This window comes from Brevibacterium sp. SIMBA_078, assembly GCF_046534565.1.
Lineage (GTDB): Bacteria > Actinomycetota > Actinomycetes > Actinomycetales > Brevibacteriaceae > Brevibacterium.
On the sequence record NZ_JAWRYQ010000003.1, the window covers coordinates 298,158 to 316,079 of the forward strand.

The window sequence follows — 17,922 nt, forward strand, 5'->3', positions numbered from 1 at the left end:
AACTCTAGCCGGGACGGCTCAGTGTTTGGGTTCGCCGTCCCCGTCGTCACGACGTGGCTGCTGGCTGCGCAGGGTGAAGTCCGTTCCCGACCCATCGCCCCGGTCCGCGTCGTCGTCCCGTCCATCGCGAGCGGACGGATCGGTATTCCGTCCGACGTCGACGTGGTCGGCCTCTGCCGATTCATCCGACGCCGAGGCGGCCCTGCCCGAATCTGCGGACGTCGAGTCCGCGGTCGGTGCGGTCGCCTCGGTGGGGGCCTCCCCTTCTGCCTGCGCCCGGGTGTCGTCGGAACCGACGGCGGCGGCCTCGGCACCGGCTCGCACAGCGGCGGTCTCCCGCTCATGCGCCCGGGCCTCGGCGGCGTCGAGGACCTCGCCGCGAGCCATGTTCTTCACGTACTTCTTCTCGGCCCGGCGTTCCTTGACCCCTTCGAGCAGCAGGTAGAGCACGGGCACGAGGATGAGCGTGAGCAGCGTCGAGCTGACCAGTCCGCCGATGACGACGATCGCCAGCGGCTTCGAGATGAACACTCCCCCGCCGGTGAGTCCGAGGGCCATCGGCAGCAGAGCGAAGATCGTGGCGGCCGCGGTCATGAGGATCGGACGGTAACGCAATCGGGCGCCGTGGACGATGGCCGTACGCAGGTCGACCCCGCGGACCCGGAAGTGGTTGATGAGGTCGATGAGCACGATCGCATTCGTCACCACGATGCCGATGAGCATGAGCAGACCGATCATCGACGTCAGCCCCAGCGGGGTGTCGGTGATGAGCGAGAGCGCAACCGAACCGGTGGCCGCGAACGGGATCGAGACCAGCAGGATCAGCGGCTGCAGCAGCGACTTGAACGTGGCGACCATGATGACGAACACGATGAGGATCGCCGCGAGCATCGCCAGTCCCAGCTGCGAGAACGCTTCGTTCTGCTCCTGCGTGGCACCGCCGGTGTCGACGGACACCGTATCGGGCAGGTCCACCTCGTCGAGGGCGGACTGGACCTCGGTCGACACGGCTCCGAGGTCATCGCCTTCCGGGGTCACGGACACGGTGGTCGACCGCTGCGAATCCGTGTGGCGGATCGTCGGTGCGGTCTTGACCTCCTTGACGTCGGCGACCTCATCGAGTTCGATGAAGCGCGGCTCCGAGGTCACGGGGGCGCCCGCGTTCGGATCGCCGCCTGTCGCACCGGCGCCGCCTGCGGCACCGGCACCACCAGCACCTCCGGCTGCACCGGCGTCACCGGAACCTCCGGCACCGCCGCCGGCTCCCCCGGCAGCGCCGGCGTCACCTGAGCCACCGGCACCGTCGGCTGCTCCACCGGCTCCGCCTGCCGCACCTGCACCGGCTCCGCCGGCAGGTGCGGTCTCTTCCGGCTTGCCCGGGATCTTGAGCTCGCGCAGCTTCTCCACGGTGTCGGCATTGCGATCGAAGAGCAGCACCGAATGGGAGACATCGTCGATGACGACCTCACCGATCTGCTGACCGTGCATGGCACGCTGCACGTACTGGCCAATGGCCGCCTCGGTGAGGTTCTCCTCTGCGGCCTTCTCATGATCGACCTTGACTTCGATCACGGGCTGGACCGCGGCGGTATCGCTCGTCACCGACTGCGCCGAGGGCACGCCCTCGAGCTTGTCGCTGACCTTGTTCGTCGCGTCCTCGAGTTCTTCGGGATCGGTGGCTGTGAGTGTGACGTCGATGGTCTGCGCGCCCGGGGTCGAGCTCTGGCTTGCCATCTCGACGTCGCCGGCACCCTTGAGGTCGTCGAACTGCTTCTGCAGATCCGCGGAGATCGACTGCGCCGAGACTCCGGACTTCGTGTTGACGATATAGGTGCCTGTCAGCGACGAATCGTCGGTGAAGCCGAACGATGTGCCGCCGAGCGACAGCTGGTAGTTGTCGACATCGGATTCGTCGGCGAGGATGTCCTCGACCTTCTTCGCCTGCTCCGATGCCTCGTCGAGGTCGGTGCCCGGGTCGAAGGTCTGCGAGATCTGCAGGGAGTCCTGCCCGGTGTCGCCGAAGAGCTCGGTCTTCAGCTGCGGGATCATCGCTCCGGTGCCGGCGAGCACGAGCACGGCGATGAGGATCATGATGATCGGGTGCTTCGTCGAGAACCCGATGGCCGGCATATAGGTCTTCTGCAGTCGCGTCACCGGGGAATGCATTCCGGCGAGTTCGTCGACGGCCTCCGTTCCGTCATCAGTTTCGCCGTAGCGCGGTCCGCCCGCGGCCACTCCGGTCGCATCGGTTCGAGTGGCGGCACCGGCCTGCACGGGAGAATCGGCCCGCTGGGACGATTCGGCACTGTCGCGAGGACCGGTGTCCTCGGCTTCGGCACCGGCGGCGACGAGGTCGCGCTTCTTGTCGGCCTTCTTCGCCGCCTTCTTCTCTGTCCGCCACTGCGACAGCATCGACTTGCGACTGCGACGGATCTCGGCCTTCTCAGCGCGGGTGAGCTTGACCTTCGCTTCACGCTGACGCAGGAACCAGTACGCGAGGACGGGCACGATCGTCAGTGCCACGAACAGGGAGGAGAGCAGGGCGATCGTCGCGGTCAGGGCGAAGGGCCGGAACATCTCTCCGGTCTGTCCGGTCACGAACGCCAGGGGCAGGAACACGGCCACCGTGGTCAGGGTCGACGCGGTGATGGCACCGGCCACCTCGGAGACGGCGGCGAGGATGTTCGAGAATTTGTCGCCACCGGAGGCATGGCGTCGCCTGATCGCCTCGATGACCACAATGGAGTCGTCGACGACGCGGCCGACGGAGATCGTCAGCGCTCCGAGGGTGAGCATGTTGAGGGTCTCCCCGCCCATCCACAGCCCGATCATGGCGATGAGGAGGGAGAGCGGAATGGAGATGGCGGTGATGATCGTCGCCCGCACCGAGAGCAGGAAGACGAGGATGACGAGGACCGCGAAGATGAGGCCCAGCCCACCCTCGTTGAGCAGGTCATGGATGGACTGCTCGATGAACGGTGCCTGGTCGAACGCGGAGACGAACTCCGTGTTCTCCCCCATCATCTTCTCGAGTTCGGGCAGTTTGTCGGCCACCGCGTGTGAGACGTCGACGGTGTTCGCGTCGGATTCCTTCATCACCGAAACGGACAGCGAGGGCTGTCCGTTGGTGCGCGAGATCGATTCGACGGGCTCGTCGACGAGTTTGACGTCGGCGACGTCGGAGACCTGGATCGGTCCGTCCTTGCCGGAGATGACGAGGTCCTTGATCGCATCGATCGAGCGGATGCGCGTGCCGACCTCGACCGGGGCCGTACCGTCGGCGCCCTTGAGCTCACCGGCCGAGGTGGGCACACCGTTGGACTGGAGGATTCCGGCCACCTCGTCGAGGTTGGCTCCTTCGTCCTCGAGATCGTCGCGGCGGATGCTGATCTCGACCTGTTTGGTCTTCGCTCCGGCGATCTGGACCTGGGAGACGCCGTCGACCTTCTTCAGCTCGGGTTCGACGATGTCTTCGAGATTCGCCGCCAGCTGGTCTTCATCGGCGTCGGAGGTCACTGATAGTGCGAGCACCGGAATATCATCGGTGCCCATCATCATGACGTTCGGTTCGACCCCGTCGGGCAGGGTCGGCTGCACTTGGGAGACGGCGCGCTGCAGGGCACGGACGACGTCATCGGAGTCGTCGCCGTACTTCGTGCTCACGGTGATCTGCGAACTGCCCGCCGAGGATGTCGAGGTCATGTCCTCGACTTCGGGCAGTGCGGTCAGCGCCCCTTCGAGTGGGTCGGTGACTTCGGATTCGACGGCCTCGGGGGTCGCTCCCTCGTAGGAAGCGCTGACCGTGGCCTGTGGGTTGTCGAGGGAGGGGAAGAGCTCTTGCTTGAGGGCTCCGGCTCCGATGATGCCGAAGATGATGGCGACGACGGAGATGAGCGCGATGAGCGCCCGGTTCTTCAGACTCAGCCGGGTCAGGAAACTCACGAGGGGACTTTCTTTGTCGTAGACAGGGCGACGACGCAGAACGCCGACTCAACCAACCATCCTAGTGAGTGTCACCTGCATCGCACATGAGGAAAACCTGACTTCTCTGATCAACGGCTGAGCACGCCGCGCCCCGAACACCAGCTCGGTGAAACTGCAGCAGCTTGGTTCCTGCACCGAGCTGCTGCAGTTTCACCAAGCTGCAGCGCATGTCCGGGTGCGTTTGAGTGCGTCAGTCAGCCGAAGCCGGTTGGCGGGGACGGGTCTCGCGGCCGAAGAACCACAGGCCTGCGGCGATGACTCCGAGGACGCCGGTGAGCAGGAACGCCCACGAGTAGTCGAAGTGGTCGACGACGGCTCCGGCGATGATCGGGCCGAGGATGGCTCCGCCGTCGAGGGCCATCTGATAGCGGGCGAGCACTCGGCCGCCCTTGCGGTCGCGGCCGATGACGTCGGCGACCGTGGCCTGCTGAGCGGGGTTGGCCAGCCCGGAACCGATCCCGGCGATGATGGAGAAGGCGAAGAACAGCCAGATCGAGTCGATGAAGGCCAGCGCCGCGGTGGTCACGCCGAGGACGAACAGACCCCATTGGATGAAGGGTTTGCGCCCGACGGTGTCGGCGAAGCGCCCGACCACTGTCACGGCCGAGGCGTTGCCGATGGCGAACATGGTCAGGGCCAGTCCGGCCACGGCGGTATCGGCTCTGAGGGCCTGGATGGCGAAGAGCGGGTAGATGGCCACGCGGATGCCCATCGCCGACCAGCCTTGGACGAAGGCGGAGATGAGCGCCGACCGGTAGGCCGAATCCTTCCAGGCTTCCCGGAAGGACATGACTTCCTGCTGTTCCTTGTCCTTCTCTGCTTCCAGCCGGGCACGCCCGGACTTCGTCGAGGAGCCGAAGGACGCGGTGGAGGCGAGGAAGACGCGGACGACGATGGCGGCGATGAGCAGACCGACGGCGTAGATGACGAACGGGATGCGCATCCCCCATCCGGCCATGGCACCGCCGAGGACGGGTCCGGCGATATTGCCGACGAGGAACGCGGTCGCGTACGTCGACGATGCCTTCGCGCGGGCGTCGATCGGGGCGAGGCGGACGATGAGCGCCATCGCGGAGACGCTGAACATCGTCGACCCGATGCCGCCGAGTCCGCGGAAGATCAGCAGCTGCCAGTAGTTCTGTGCGAAGGCGACGGCAGCGGTGGAGGCGGCGACGATGAGGAGGCCGGTGATGTAGATGCGGCGTTCGCCGAAGGCATCGACGAGGCGCCCCGATGAGGGTGAGAACACGAACCGGAAGAACGCGAACGAGGAGACGACGATGGTTGCGGCGGTGACCCCGAAGTCGAAGCTCGCCGCGAACTGCGGCAGGACCGGGGCGATGATTCCGTAGCCCAGGGCCACGATGAAGGCCGCTGCCACGAGGACATAGATCTCCTTGGGCAGGCGGCGTGTTTCCGGTGCGTCGGTGCCGGGTGTGCTCACAGGGTATCGAGGAACTGTTCGGGTTTAGGCAGGGGGCGGGTGCTCGTGGTCAGGCGCTGTCGGTAGCGTTCGGGGACGGCTCCGATGTAGAACCACCCCATGAGCAGTTCGTGATCGTCGAGGCGGTGGAGGCGGCGGACCGATTCGGTGTTCGTCAGGGTGCCTGAGCGCCACATGACTCCCCAGCCGGCTTGCCACAGGGCGAGTTCGAGGAGGTGCCCGGCTCCGGCTGCGGTGGCGTGCTGCTCCCATTCGGGGACCTTGTCATGGTCGACCGGTGAGGAGACGAGGGCGAGCAGAAGTTCGGCCCGCAGCGGCTTCGTATTGGTCTCGCCAGGTTTGCGGACCACTCCGGCGGCTTCGTCGAGGGCATCGCCGAGGCGGTGCCGGTCGTTGCCGCGGATGATGAGGAAACGCCAGGGGCGCAGTGACTTGTGGTCGGCGACCGAGGAGATCGATCGGATGATCTCGAGCAGGTCGGAGTCGTTCGGGGTCTCCGGGTCGACCTTCGAGATCGACCGTCGGGTGCTCAGGGCGTGAAGGACGGGATCGGCGACGATGTCGATCGATGACGGCGCTGAATAGTCGGGTCCGCGGCGAGTCGACGTCACGGCACCGGTTCGGTCACTCGCTGAGGCGGCGGTTGCCTCGGTGGGGTCGGTGTTCTTCTCACTCTCCGCCGAGCGGGCGGTCTGGGCGTCCTGCGCGGCCAGGCTCTTCGCCCACGGCCCGGTGTTGCCGTCGAGGAAATGGGCACGGACGCGATCTTTGGTCGTTTCGCAGGCCTTGCCCGCGTCCCCGGAACGTTTGCGATCCTTGTGTTTGTCCTTTTTGCACTTGCCCTTCTTATGGCTGCCCATCAGCTCACCCATTCGGCGAAGGCGGTGCGGGCCTTGCTGAGTTTCGGGTCGATGATGACACGGCAGTAGCCATTGTCCGGGTTCGCGGTGTAGAAGTCCTGGTGGACCGCCTCGGCGGGATAGAAGGTGCCCAGCGGTTCGAGGGTGGTGACGATCGGATCGTCGAAGAGGCTCTGCGCGGATTCGATGGCTTCGGCGAAGTGCTGCTTCTCGGTCTCGTCGCGGTAGAACATGGCCGACCGGTACTGGGTGCCGACGTCGTAGCCCTGACGGTTGAGGCTCGTGGGGTCGTGGCCGGTGAAGAACAGGCCGAGGATGACGTCTTCGGGGACGATGTCGGCGTCGAAGGTCACCTGCAGGGCTTCGGCGTGGCCGGTCATCCCGGAGCAGACCTCACGGTATCCGGGGTTGTCGGTGTGTCCGCCGGTGTAGCCGGAGATCACTTCTCTCACGCCGGTGGTCCGCTGGTAGACGGCGTCGAGGCACCAGAAGCAGCCGGCGCCGAGGGTGAGTGTTCGAAGATCGCTCATGGAACGTATAACGATGACGTGCGCAGGTTATTCCCGGCCCGAGCGGTACGATCAGCTGCCATCAGCGCGGAAGGTCAGCTGATCGGGGGCGGGCCACGTCGCCAGCACGGTCATATTTTCGTCATCGTCGAGGATCTCGAAGCTGCTCGAGTAGCCCGCATAGTCTGACTCCTGTTCGAGGCCCTCGGGATGCAGCGTTCCCGGCACCGAGTCCTCGGGAAGATCCTCGGAGACCCTGACATCTGAATCAGGCGAGCTGAACGAGATGGCGTCGAGGTAGCCGTTGACGATGCTCAGGCTCAGTTCCCTCTCGGCCGTCTCTCCCCCATCTTGGTCCGCGCTGTGCCTGATCCCAACGACCGGGTACGTCTGCGTTCCCGGGACCACCCGCGGGGATGATGCTGCGGGGTAGACGTCGATGCTCTCGATGTCTTCGTCTCTGATGATCTCGGCCAGCCGGTCGGGGTCCAGACTGATCGGCGCGTTTCCCGGATACTCAGCTCTCGGGTAGGTGACCCAGACGAAGAAGCGCGCGGTGGCGAGCTGCTCGGACACTGCCTCGGCGGTGGCTTGTGCGAGGGGATGCGGCTGTGACAGCAGGAGGTTCAGCGACTCCCGGATGCGGGAGGGCAGCTCGATCTCGACCGGTGCGTAGTCGAGGTCCTCGTCGTCGGCCCAGTTCTCGACCTTGTCGATGAGGACCGCTGTCACCGCGACGAGCCCGCCGTTGACGACGGCGTTGAGACCGCGGCCGACTCCGCTCGGAAGTTTCTCATCGACTTTCTCCGCCAGCCGCTCCGTCAGCGGCCAGAGCGCCCATGAGGCCGCTCCCGCTGCTGCCGCGGTGACTGCGTTGAGGTACGCCGGCGACGTCATGCTCGCCTGTTCGTCCCACCAAGTATCCGCGTCGGCATTGCCGTCGAGTTCTCCGACGTCCGAGATGTGCGCAGGAGAGGAAGCATATCGGAGGGGACCGCTCCCTCTGGTGGAGAAGGCTCCGATGAATTCGTCGATGCCGCTCGATCCGCCCACCTTGCCGAGGAAGGCCCGGGACCCGGTGAGCCAGGTCAGGCCCGCGTTGGCGAGCGCCGTGGCGCCCCGCAGGCTGCCCTGGTATTCGGCGGAGACGTCACGGCGGCGGACGAGCGCGAGAGCACCGGCGCCGAGAGCCGCGGTGGTCCGCACAAAACGGTGATGGCGGTGGGGGATGTCGGGAAGTCGCATGGCTTTATCGAATCATGCTCGACTGAGTTGCAGGTGAGAACGGTCACGGCCCGGAGGTCACGATGATTGCCGCCCTGGTTCCCGCCGACTGCAGCAGCGAGAGCTCACATCACCATGCCCGAAGGCAAAGAGAAGCCGAGTTCGGCGGCGGCCTTCTGCGTCGAGGGCTGGTGCCAGAACTTCGCCACGGATTCGTTCGTCGCCAGGGACCGCATCTCGGCTTTGTCGAGGAAGAGGATCCCGGACAGGTGGTCGGTCTCGTGGGCGACGATGCGCGCCGACCAGCCGGAGACCTCCTCGGCGATGGGGCCGCCCTTCAGGTCGATGCCCGTCAGAGCGATGTTGCGGGGGCGAGCGACGACGGCCTGGTAGCCGGGGATCGAAAGGCATCCCTCATAGAAGGCGACGTCCTCACCACCGGCGCGTTCGTAGCTCGCGTTGAGGACCACCCGCAGCGGCATCGGCTCCCGCTGCCGGACCTTCGCGACCTCGGGATCGCGGGCACCGGGATCTTCGGCGACGAACATCGACAGACCGATGCCCACCTGCGGGGCCGCGAGGCCGACTCCCGGAGCGGCGAGCATGGTCGCTCGCATCACCTCGGCGAGCTGATCGAGTTCGGCATCATCGACCTGCCCGTCGAAGGGGCGGGTGTCGGTGCGCAGGACGGGATCGCCGGCCTCGACGATGGGCGCGGTCCCGTCCCCTGCCTCGGCGGCGGTGAGGACGGCGTGGATCTGGTCGGCGATGAGCGCGTCGGAGACGTTCACGAGCTGGTGACCTTCAGTTCGCGCGGGCGACGATGAGTTCGGCGTGCTTGAGCAGAGGGGCGTCGATCATCTTGCCCTCGAAGGAGAATGCACCCTTCTCCGTCTTCGCCAGGTCGAGCACTGACTGCGCCCAGGTCAGCTGTTCCTCGCCGGGGCGGAAGGCGTCGCGGACGACGGGCACGTGGTTGGGGTGGATGGAGACCTTGCCGGAGAACCCCGACTGCACGGCGTCCTCGGCCTCGGCTGCCAGTCCTTCGAGGTTCGGGATGTCCGCCCAGATCGAGTCGAGCGCGAACTTGCGGTGGGCCCGAGCTGCGAGGAGGGTTTGGCTGCGCACATGCTTGGCCACGTCCCGGTAGCCACCGTCGTCTTTGCGGGAAGATCCTCCGCCGAGGTCGGCGATGAGATCCTCCGATCCCCACATCAGCGCATAGACATTGGGGGCGGCGGCGATCTCGGCGACGTTGACGGCCCCGAGCGCGGTTTCGATGAGCGCGATGACCTGGAATCCGGATAGGATCGACAGATCCGCTGCGAGCTCTGCCTTCGGCAGCATCACGGCCGTGTACTCGGTGCGCGCAAGCATCTTCAGATCCTCGCCGAGGTGGCCAGAATCGTGGGAGTTCACCCGCACGACCGTGCGGGTGGGGTCGAGGGGGAAGTCGACGATGGACTCCCGTGCGGCGGCTTTGTCAGCGTCGTTGACGGCGTCCTCGAGGTCGAGGATGACGATATCGGAGCGTTCGGCCGCTTTCGTGTACCGGTCGGGACGATCGCCGGGGACGAAGAGCCAGGCGGGTTTGAACTCGAGTGACATATGGGGGCTCACTTTCCGGTGTCCGTCTGATCGGCGGTGTCGGCGGCGGACTTCGCTGCTGCGGATTCGTGACTGGAGTCGAACATCATCGCCTGGCGCACGGCCTTCGCGACGAGTTTGCCGTCCTGGTTGTAGCCGCGGTGTTCGAAGGTGACGATGCCCTGGCCCGGACGGGACTTCGAATTGCGTTTGTCGAGGATGGTCGTCTCCGCGTAGAGGGTGTCACCGTGGAACATCGGGGCCGGGAAGCTGACCTCGGAGAAGCCGAGGTTTCCGACCGTCGTGCCCTGCGTCAGCTGGGACACGGACAGACCGATGAGGGTGGCCAGGGTGAACATCGAATTGACGAGGCGCTCGCCGAAGGGTTCGGTGGACGACCATGCCGCGTCGAGGTGCAGAGCCTGGGTATTCATCGTCACGGCCGTGAACAGGGTGTTGTCCGCCTCGGTGACGGTGCGGCCCGGCGCGTGCTTATAGGTGGCGCCGACTTCCATTTCGTCCAGCCACAGACCTCGTTGTGCAATGACTTTGTCGCCCATGTAACGCTCCTCACTCGTCGTGATTTGAGTTTATCGCCATTCACCGGACCTCTGCGACTCGGGGGTCGCGGGCAGGCCTTGTGCATCGGATCGGTCGGGTCGGCAATGATCGTCGGGCTCGATGTCTGTCACTGACGGCGTCGGGGACCCACCAGCACACCGACGGCGGCGCATCCGCCGATCACGGCAAAGGCGATGTGCGGCCCGAAGTCACCGATGAGTTCGCCCGTCAGCGGTGCCCCGACGGCCTGACCGACGGCGATGACGAGGAATGCCAGACCCACCCCGGTGGCAGGACTGGAGGCATAGACCTCGGTGCCCCAGACGAGGAGCAAACCCGTGAGTGCGATGTAGACGGCCCCGAATGTCGCGCAGAGCAGCCCGGCCGCGCCGGGGATTCCAGCGGCCGGAGCGAAGAGCACGGTGGCTGCTGCGAGGAGGAGCATTCCCAGCACCCATGATCGCCTGAGCCCGATCCGTCGTGCAGCGTCTCCGGCGAGTGCACCGAGGATTCCGAAGGCACCGAGCAGTATCCACGCAATTGCTGAGGCGGTCGGACCCATTCCACCTACACTGCCGAGGACATCGCGACCGAACGTCCAGACCGCCGAGCTCGCAATTCCCATGAGCCCCGAAGCTGCGATGATCCTGCCGCTTCCCGGCGGGAAGAGGGGACGGGGCAGAAGAGCCGACACCGCACCTCGCCCATCCTTCGCGTGCGAAGGCGTCTCGGCGCACCGCTCCGCGCTCGTCGAGGCCCCTCTGTTCGTCGTGCGAGCCGGGCCGGGACGGCCGGCTGAGGGCACGGCCCGCAGCACCCAGACTGTGACCGCCGCAGAGATCGCCGAGAAGGCAAACCAACCCAGTCGCCAGTGGCCCGACGCGAGCAGAGCAGCGGGTCCGGCGACAGCGACGCCGAGTCCCGTACCGGCGTTGATCACCGTCTGCGCCCGCCCTTGGACTGCTGCGCGCAGGGAATGCGCGACAGCATGAGCGAGCGGTGGTGAGGCGACACCGGTACTCGAACCGGCGACGACTACACCGACCGCCAGCAGCGCGGGGTTCGGGGCGAGCGCGACAAGGGCCGTGCCCGATGCCGCAATGACCCCGGCGGACACGGCAAGGACGCGACCGCCGAATCGCGGCGTGAGCGCGGTGGAGACGATGATCGCTGCACAGTAGGCCACATACGACCCGGAGGCGATGGCGCCCGCGGTCGAAGCCTCGAGACCGAACTCCGTGCGAATGGGCGGAAGGAACAGCCCATAGGCGAAGCGGGCAAAGCCATAGCAGACGGCGATGAGGGCGGTCCCGGCTGCGATCAGAGTCAGCGCGCCACGACGGTCGAGCGGGCGCTGGCTGAGGAGGGTCGATGTCATTGGGGAGGTCTCCGATCGCAGGACAGGCTGCCCCCGGCGCCGGGCCGCAGCAACAAACTTCACAGGTCTGTGAATCACTCTGCCCTCATGTACACTGATCTGTAAAGATCGACCGCGCAGCGATGCGCGGGCCACCGGAGACGAGACAGGACCGAACCGATGTCGGCAGCACCGCAGACCGATGCGCTCACACCCCCACGACTGACCACAGGAGCGAGACGCATCCTCGAAACTGCAGGGGAGCTCTTCTACGCTCACGGCATCCACGCGGTCGGCGTCGACACGATCGCGGCCGAGTCCGGAATCACAAAACGCACTCTCTACAACCGATTCGAGTCGAAGGATGGGCTCGTCGTCGCATACCTGCAGTTCAGGCATGACGCCTGGTGGCAGAGACTGGAATCGCGCCTCGAGCACCTCGGCGACGGCAAGGAAGCGAGCGAACGCGTCATGGCGGTCTTCGATTCGTATACTCTCGATTCCCAATCTGCCGATCGCGGCTGCGGCTTCATCAATGCGGCCGCAGAGCTTCCTGACGCCCATCCCGGACGCGCCGTCATCCGCGCTCACAAACAGCGGGTCGTGGAGCTCATCTCCGGCTGCCTGGAAGACAGCGGCATCCCCGACCCTTTCGAACTGGCTGAGCACATCTTCCTCATCCTCGAGGGAGCCATGGTCCACTTCGGCATCGACGGAGACGACCGCCGTCTGCGCAGGGCGAGGGAGCTGGTCTCACGGCTTCTGGCCTGACGATCGTCACAGCAGGCCGATTTCGGTAGGCTCAAAGTCACCATGGCCATCACACGATCCCTCTTCGTCGTCACCCACCCGGAGGCCCGGCACCATCTCGAGGCCAGGGTCGGTGGGTGGCACGATTCCGAGCTCACTGCCCGCGGCGAACTCCAAGCCGATCGCATCGCCGCCGAGCTGCGGTCGCGGATCCCGGCGGCCGCCTCGGTGCAGGTGTTCACCTCCGACCTCCGGCGCACCCGCACGACCGCTGCGATGGTCGCCGATCGTCTCGGCACCCGCGCAATCGACCACCCGGGCCTGCGCGAGAAGTCGTACGGGGTCGCGGAGGGACGGGAGCAGTCCTGGCTGGACGAGCGCTTCGTCTTCCCGCCCGTGCCCGATGGCGCCTTCGACCACACGATGCGCCTCGATCATGTCGAAGGCATCGACGGGGCGGAGACGCGACGTGAGGCCGGTGCTCGGATCTACTCCGCGGTCGACGAGATCCTCGCGCAGAGAGCCTCACACCAGGTGGTCGTCACGCACGGCTTCGCCCACACGTTCGTCATTGGTCGGTGGCTGGAGCTGCCGCTCGAGGCGATGGGCCGGGCGACCTTCGCCGCGCATTCCGGGTGCATCACCGAACTGGCCGAGGACGATCGGTTCGGCAATCGGACCCTGCGTTCGCTGGCGGCGGTGGACCACCTCGGCGATGCCTGAGGCGGTTCACCGCCGTGATCAGCCGGCACCGGTCAGGAACCGAGCTCTGTACCGAGTTCGTTGAAGGCCGATGACCATCCGTCGTACGCACTCGCATCTGAGCCCGAGTCATTGGGCAGGCCGGTCAGCGTGAACGTCATGCGGGTGCGGTCGGCGTCGATCTCCTCAAGTGCGACGCTCACGCGCGGGGCATCGTCCACCTCGCCGGGACTCCCCCATGTGAAGTCGAGGCGGACGGGCTCGTCGATGTGGAGGTACTTCCCGGCGGTCGGGAACTCCTGTCCCGTGTCGGGTGTGCGCATCGTGTAGGTGTATTCGCCGCCGACCCGCAGGTCGACGGATACGGATTCGCGTGGGGTGACCAGCGTTTCAGGGTGGAACCAGCGGGCCATGACGTCCGGGTTCGTCCAGGCTTCCCAGACCCGGGCCCGCGGTGCGGCGAATTCGCGGACGATGGTGAATCCCGGCTCCCCCGCCTGTGCGCTGTTCGGATCGGTCGCGGTGGTGTCTGTGTTGGCTGTGTTCTCGGCGTTCATCGCTGTTCTCCTCCTTGAGTCGTGCATGATGTCTGCGTCGTACGTGTTGTCCGCGTCGTTCGGTACGTCGTTGCCGTCGATGGTCAGTCCGCAGTGCGATCTGCGGTCGACGGATCGGTCGTTGATGGGTCGGTGGGCACCTCCTCGGCGAGGATGCGGTCGAGGTTGTCGAAGCGCTGCTGCCATTCGTCGTGGGCCGCCTGCATCCATTCGGCCGCCTCGGTGAGGGCGTCGGCGTTGAGTGCGACGATGCGCTGCCGAGCGGCTTTCGATCGGGTGATGAGCCCCGCCGTCTCGAGCACCTTGAGGTGCTGGGAGACTGCGGATCGACTGATCGGCAGCGGTTCCGCGAGCTCACCGGCGGTCTTGTCTCCCCCGCGCAGCCGATCGATGATCGCCCGACGTGTCGGATCGGCAAGCGCCGCGAAGACGTGGTCCATACTCATTTAAGCACCCTCTTAATTAAGTGAAGACTACAATACACTTCTCAGCCGCCCCGTCAAGGGGCTCTGGGACGATCCGCAAAGGGGTACGGCACCACCTCGGATCGGACTTCTCAGCACATTTGCGCTCAACCCGACTAGGCTGGAAACAGCCGCTTCGGCCCACCCCGAGCTCGAGGAGAGACATGGATCGCGATTCGATCGACTGCTGGCTGACCGACATGGACGGCGTCCTGGTCAAGGAGAACAATCCTCTGCCGGGAGCCGCAGAGCTGCTCGCCCAGTGGCGCCAGGCCGATATCCCCTACCTGGTGCTGACAAACAACTCCATCTACACCGCTCGCGACCTCTCCGCCCGGCTGCGCTCGAACGGGCTCGACGTCCCCGAGTCGAACATCTGGACCTCGGCGATGGCCACCGCGGACTTCCTGTCCAATCAGGTCGAGCACGGAACGGCCTACGTCGTCGGCGAGGCGGGGCTGACCACGGCGATCCACGAGGCCGGGTTCGTCATGACCGAGCACGACCCGGACTTCGTCGTCGTCGGCGAGACCCATTCCTATTCATTCGAGGCGATTACGAAGGCCATCCGCCTCATCGATGCCGGCTCCCGGTTCATCGTCACGAACCCGGACGCCACCGGCCCCTCCCCCGAGGGCGTCCTGCCGGCCACCGGCGCCATCGCCGCCCTCATCACGAAGGCGACGAACCGCGAGCCCTACGTGGTGGGCAAGCCGAACCCGATGATGTTCCGCTCGGCCCTGAACAGGATCGGCGCCCATTCGATGAGCACCGCGATGATCGGCGACCGCATGGACACCGACATCATCGCCGGCATGGAAGCGGGCATGCACACCGTGCTCGTGCTGTCGGGAATCTCCACCGCCGAGGATGTCCGCCGCTTCCCGTTCCGACCCAACGAGATCGTCGACGGAGTCCACAATCTGTTGGACGTGCCGCTGGAGAGCCGCGGCGACCTCGGCCCCGACCCCACGGGCTCCGCCTGATCGTCTCCTAGAGGTCTCGATGTCTCCTAGGGGTGGCCCCCCCTCGTTTCTTCGTCCGAAATCGCGGTGGATCCGCCCGCAGGAGACACCGGCTACTGCAGCGATGAGGTCAGGCGCATGACGGACTCCATATACCGACGAGGCCATGGGCGCTTCTCCCATTCCTCCAGGGTGAGTTCGTGGCTGACGTGCTGGTAGTCGGCGATGACGTCGACGATGTCGTCGACCAGGTCGCCGCCGGTGGTCAGCAGGCTGATCTCGTAATTGAGACCGAACGAGCGCATGTCCATGTTCGATGAGCCCATCACGGCATAGAGGTCGTCGACGATGAAGCACTTCGTGTGCAGCACGGCGGGTTTCGGGTAGAGGAAGATCCGCACCCCCGCTTCGAGCAGCGACCGGTAGTAGGACGACTGTGCCCGGTCGACCATGTACTGGTCCGCCTGCTCGCTGACGTAGAGCTCGACGTCGACCCCACGCCTGGCCGCGGTCTCCACGGCTGCCAGCAGCGATTCGTCGGGCACGAAGTAGGGGCTGACGATGGCCAGGCGCTTCTGCGCCAGATACATCATCGAGGTGAAGACTTTGAGGTTCGGAGCGGTCGTGAACCCGGGCCCCGAAGGAACCAGCTGCATCGCGCTCGTCGCCCCGCCGACTTCGGGCTCGTTGCCGTCGCGTTCGTACGGGCGGATGCCCAGCGCCTGTCCTGATTCGGAATACCAGTCGGTGGAGAACACCGCTTCGATTCCGGCGACAATGGGGCCGGAGAGCTCGACCATGATGTCGTGCCAGTTCCGGCCGATCTGGGAGTTCTTCCTGTTGAGGTAGCTCGAATCGATCATGTTCTGCGAACCCATCATCGCCCGCTTGCCGTCGATGACGAGCAGCTTGCGGTGATTGCGCAGGTCGATGCGTCGGGCCTTGCCGCGCCACGGGATGAACGGCAGCATCAGGTGCCATTCGATGCCGGCGGCGTTCAGTCGTTTGCCGAGCCTGTGGAATCCCGGATATTTCCGCGACCCGATGTGGTCGAAGAGGACACGGACTTCGACCCCGCGCGCAGATGCTCGCTCGAGCGCCTGGAAGAAGATGTCGGTCGTCGAATCCCACGCCATGATGTAGATCTCGACGTGGACGTATTCGGCTGCCCCGTCGACGAGCTCGGCCATCCGCTTGATCGACGCCTCGTAGTCCGAGATCACCCCGTGGCTGTCGCCGGTGACCATCGGCAGTGCGGTCAGTGCCCGTCCCAGTTGGGCGACGGAGACGAATTCCGGCTCGGCGACCAGGGACGGCGGCACATCGGGCAGGTCGTCGGCACCTTCGTGCATGAGTTCGTTCGCTTCGGCCTGGATCCGGGCGCGGCGCTGATTGATATAGGGGCTACCGAGCAGCAGGAATGCGGGAATTCCGACGATCGGCACGAACAGGATGAGCAGCAGCCATGCCGAGGACGATGACGGGCGACGGTTCTCCGGCACCACACCGACCGCGATGATCTTCACGATGTATTCGATGACGATCCACGTCGTCGTCGCCACCGACGCCACCAAGCTGAGATCCATGTGCTCCCACTTCCCCTTCGGTCGCCGTCTCACCTCACGGTGTTATCGGACCAGAATATCGCCCGCCGAGGCGGCACTGCACGTCCGTACGGATGTGCGGCGCCGCCTCGGCGGGCGTTGATGGTGTGGGTGACCGACGGAAGGTCGGCACCGGCCCTCAGGGCAGGATGTGGACTGGGCTCAGAGTCCGAGTTCGCGGGCGATGAGCATGAGCTGGACCTCGGTGGTGCCTTCGCCGACTTCGAGGATCTTCGAGTCGCGGTAGTGGCGGGCGACGAGGTATTCGTTCATGAAGCCGTAGCCGCCGTGGATCTGGGTGGCGTCGCGCGCGTTGTCCATGGCCGCTTCGCCGGCGATCATCTTCGCGATGGCGGCTTCCTTCTTGAACGGCAGTCCGGCGAGCATCCGCGAGGCCGCGAGGTAGTACGCCGACCGGGCGGCGACGACGCGGGCCTCCATACGGGCGATCTTGAAGGAGATGCCCTGGAAGTCGGCGATCGGCTTGCCGAAGGCCTGGCGCTCCTTCGCGTACTTCACGGATTCGTCGACACAGCCCTGGGCGGCACCGACGGACAGGGCGCCGACGGCGATGCGGCCCTCGTCGAGGATGCGCAGGAAGTTCGCGTAGCCGCGGCCGCGTTCGCCGAGGAGGTTCTCTTCGGGCACCTGCACGTTGTCGAAGGTGAGCGGGTGCGTGTCCGAGGAGTTCCAGCCGACCTTGTCATAGGCCGGTTCGGCGGTGAAGCCGGGGGTGCCGGTCGGGATCATGATCGTCGAGATCTCAGGCACTTCGCGGCCCGACTTCGACGTTCGGGTTCCGGTCACGGCGGTGGCGGTGACCAGGCGGGTGATGTCGGTGCCGGAGTTCGTGATGAAGCACTTGCTGCCGTTGATCGTCCAAGTCCCGCCCGCCAGCGTGGCCTTGGTCCGGGTGCCGCCGGCATCCGATCCGGCCTCGGGTTCGGTCAGGCCGAAGGCGGCCAGGCCCGAGGCGTCGGTGAGCTTCGGCAGCCATTCCTTCTTCTGCTCTTCGGTGCCGAAGCGGTAGATCGGCATCGCTCCGAGCGAGACTCCGGCTTCGAGGGTGATGGCCAGGGACTGGTTGACCCGGCCGAGTTCTTCGATGGCCAGGCACAGGGCGAAGTAGTCGCCGCCCATTCCGCCGTACTCTTCGTCGAAGGGCAGGCCGAAGAGTCCCATCTCGCCCATCTTCGCAACGAGGTCGTAGGGGAACTCGTGCTTGGCGTCGAGTTCGGCCGAGACAGGTGCGACCTCTTCGTCGGCGAACTTCGCGACGCCCTGGCGCAGGTCTTCGTATTCTTCGGGCAGCATGCCCGGAACAAAGGTTTCCATTGTTTCCTCCCGCTTGTGG

The 17,922-nt window shown here is 65.8% G+C and carries 16 protein-coding genes; 3 read left to right on the forward strand and 13 right to left on the reverse strand.

All coding sequences use genetic code 11. The annotated features are described in order from the left end of the window. Window positions 1-18: 18 nt before the first annotated feature. From SB749_RS13225 to SB749_RS13265, 9 genes are all read right to left on the reverse strand, one after another. Complete coding sequence (locus tag SB749_RS13225; protein ID WP_410710702.1) at window positions 19-3,942, reverse strand: efflux RND transporter permease subunit; 3,924 nt, start codon at window positions 3,940-3,942, stop codon at window positions 19-21. 232 nt (window positions 3,943-4,174) lie between these two features. Continuing rightward, window positions 4,175-5,428, reverse strand: a complete 1,254-nt coding sequence (locus tag SB749_RS13230; protein WP_410710703.1) for an MFS transporter — start codon at window positions 5,426-5,428, stop codon at window positions 4,175-4,177. After that, window positions 5,425-6,300, reverse strand: coding sequence for a nitroreductase family protein (locus tag SB749_RS13235; protein ID WP_410710704.1), 876 nt, complete (start codon window positions 6,298-6,300; stop codon window positions 5,425-5,427). The genes SB749_RS13230 and SB749_RS13235 overlap by 4 nt, the downstream gene beginning before the upstream one ends. Then, window positions 6,288-6,818, reverse strand: coding sequence for a peptide-methionine (S)-S-oxide reductase MsrA (gene msrA, locus SB749_RS13240; RefSeq protein ID WP_410710705.1), 531 nt, complete (start codon window positions 6,816-6,818; stop codon window positions 6,288-6,290). Before msrA ends, SB749_RS13235 begins: the two co-directional genes overlap by 13 nt. A 51-nt stretch (window positions 6,819-6,869) precedes the next feature. Next, a complete protein-coding gene (locus tag SB749_RS13245) occupies window positions 6,870-8,042 on the reverse strand; it encodes a hypothetical protein (RefSeq protein WP_410710706.1) in 1,173 nt (390 codons plus the stop codon). Window positions 8,043-8,146: 104 nt separating this feature from the next. Continuing rightward, window positions 8,147-8,812: a peptide deformylase gene (locus SB749_RS13250; RefSeq protein ID WP_410710707.1), complete on the reverse strand. Its 666-nt coding sequence runs from the start codon at window positions 8,810-8,812 to the stop codon at window positions 8,147-8,149. 13 nt (window positions 8,813-8,825) lie between these two features. Continuing rightward, the gene (locus tag SB749_RS13255) at window positions 8,826-9,629 is read right to left on the reverse strand and encodes an HpcH/HpaI aldolase/citrate lyase family protein (protein ID WP_410710708.1); all 804 of its coding nucleotides are present in this window, start codon (window positions 9,627-9,629) and stop codon (window positions 8,826-8,828) included. Window positions 9,630-9,637: 8 nt separating this feature from the next. Beyond that, window positions 9,638-10,168 (reverse strand): MaoC family dehydratase, encoded by a 531-nt coding sequence (locus SB749_RS13260; RefSeq protein WP_410710709.1) that lies wholly within the window; start codon window positions 10,166-10,168, stop codon window positions 9,638-9,640. A gap of 128 nt (window positions 10,169-10,296) precedes the next feature. Further along, complete coding sequence (locus SB749_RS13265) at window positions 10,297-11,547, reverse strand: MFS transporter (RefSeq protein WP_410710710.1); 1,251 nt, start codon at window positions 11,545-11,547, stop codon at window positions 10,297-10,299. A 159-nt stretch (window positions 11,548-11,706) separates the two neighbouring features. On the opposite strand from SB749_RS13265, the gene SB749_RS13270 reads away from it, so the two are divergent. Continuing rightward, on the forward strand, window positions 11,707-12,297 hold the full coding sequence (locus SB749_RS13270; protein ID WP_052239663.1) for a TetR/AcrR family transcriptional regulator: 591 nt from the start codon (window positions 11,707-11,709) through the stop codon (window positions 12,295-12,297). Window positions 12,298-12,339: 42 nt separating this feature from the next. Then, the gene (locus SB749_RS13275) at window positions 12,340-12,999 is read left to right on the forward strand and encodes a histidine phosphatase family protein (RefSeq protein ID WP_410710711.1); all 660 of its coding nucleotides are present in this window, start codon (window positions 12,340-12,342) and stop codon (window positions 12,997-12,999) included. Between the two features lie 32 nt (window positions 13,000-13,031). Here the strand turns inward: SB749_RS13275 and SB749_RS13280 are convergent, their stop codons facing one another. Both SB749_RS13280 and SB749_RS13285 read right to left on the reverse strand, forming a co-directional pair. After that, entirely contained in the window at window positions 13,032-13,535 is a 504-nt protein-coding gene (locus SB749_RS13280; protein ID WP_410710712.1) for an SRPBCC family protein, read from the reverse strand. An 83-nt stretch (window positions 13,536-13,618) separates the two neighbouring features. Beyond that, window positions 13,619-13,981 (reverse strand): ArsR/SmtB family transcription factor, encoded by a 363-nt coding sequence (locus tag SB749_RS13285; protein WP_410710713.1) that lies wholly within the window; start codon window positions 13,979-13,981, stop codon window positions 13,619-13,621. A 182-nt stretch (window positions 13,982-14,163) separates the two neighbouring features. Between SB749_RS13285 and SB749_RS13290 the strand changes: the two genes are divergently transcribed. Beyond that, window positions 14,164-14,985, forward strand: coding sequence for an HAD-IIA family hydrolase (locus tag SB749_RS13290; RefSeq protein WP_139468677.1), 822 nt, complete (start codon window positions 14,164-14,166; stop codon window positions 14,983-14,985). Window positions 14,986-15,077: 92 nt separating this feature from the next. On the opposite strand, the gene cls is transcribed toward SB749_RS13290, so the two are convergent. Further along, complete coding sequence (gene cls / locus SB749_RS13295; RefSeq protein WP_410710714.1) at window positions 15,078-16,550, reverse strand: cardiolipin synthase; 1,473 nt, start codon at window positions 16,548-16,550, stop codon at window positions 15,078-15,080. Between the two features lie 180 nt (window positions 16,551-16,730). Next, window positions 16,731-17,903, reverse strand: a complete 1,173-nt coding sequence (locus SB749_RS13300) for an acyl-CoA dehydrogenase family protein (protein ID WP_410710715.1) — start codon at window positions 17,901-17,903, stop codon at window positions 16,731-16,733. Window positions 17,904-17,922 lie beyond the last annotated feature (19 nt).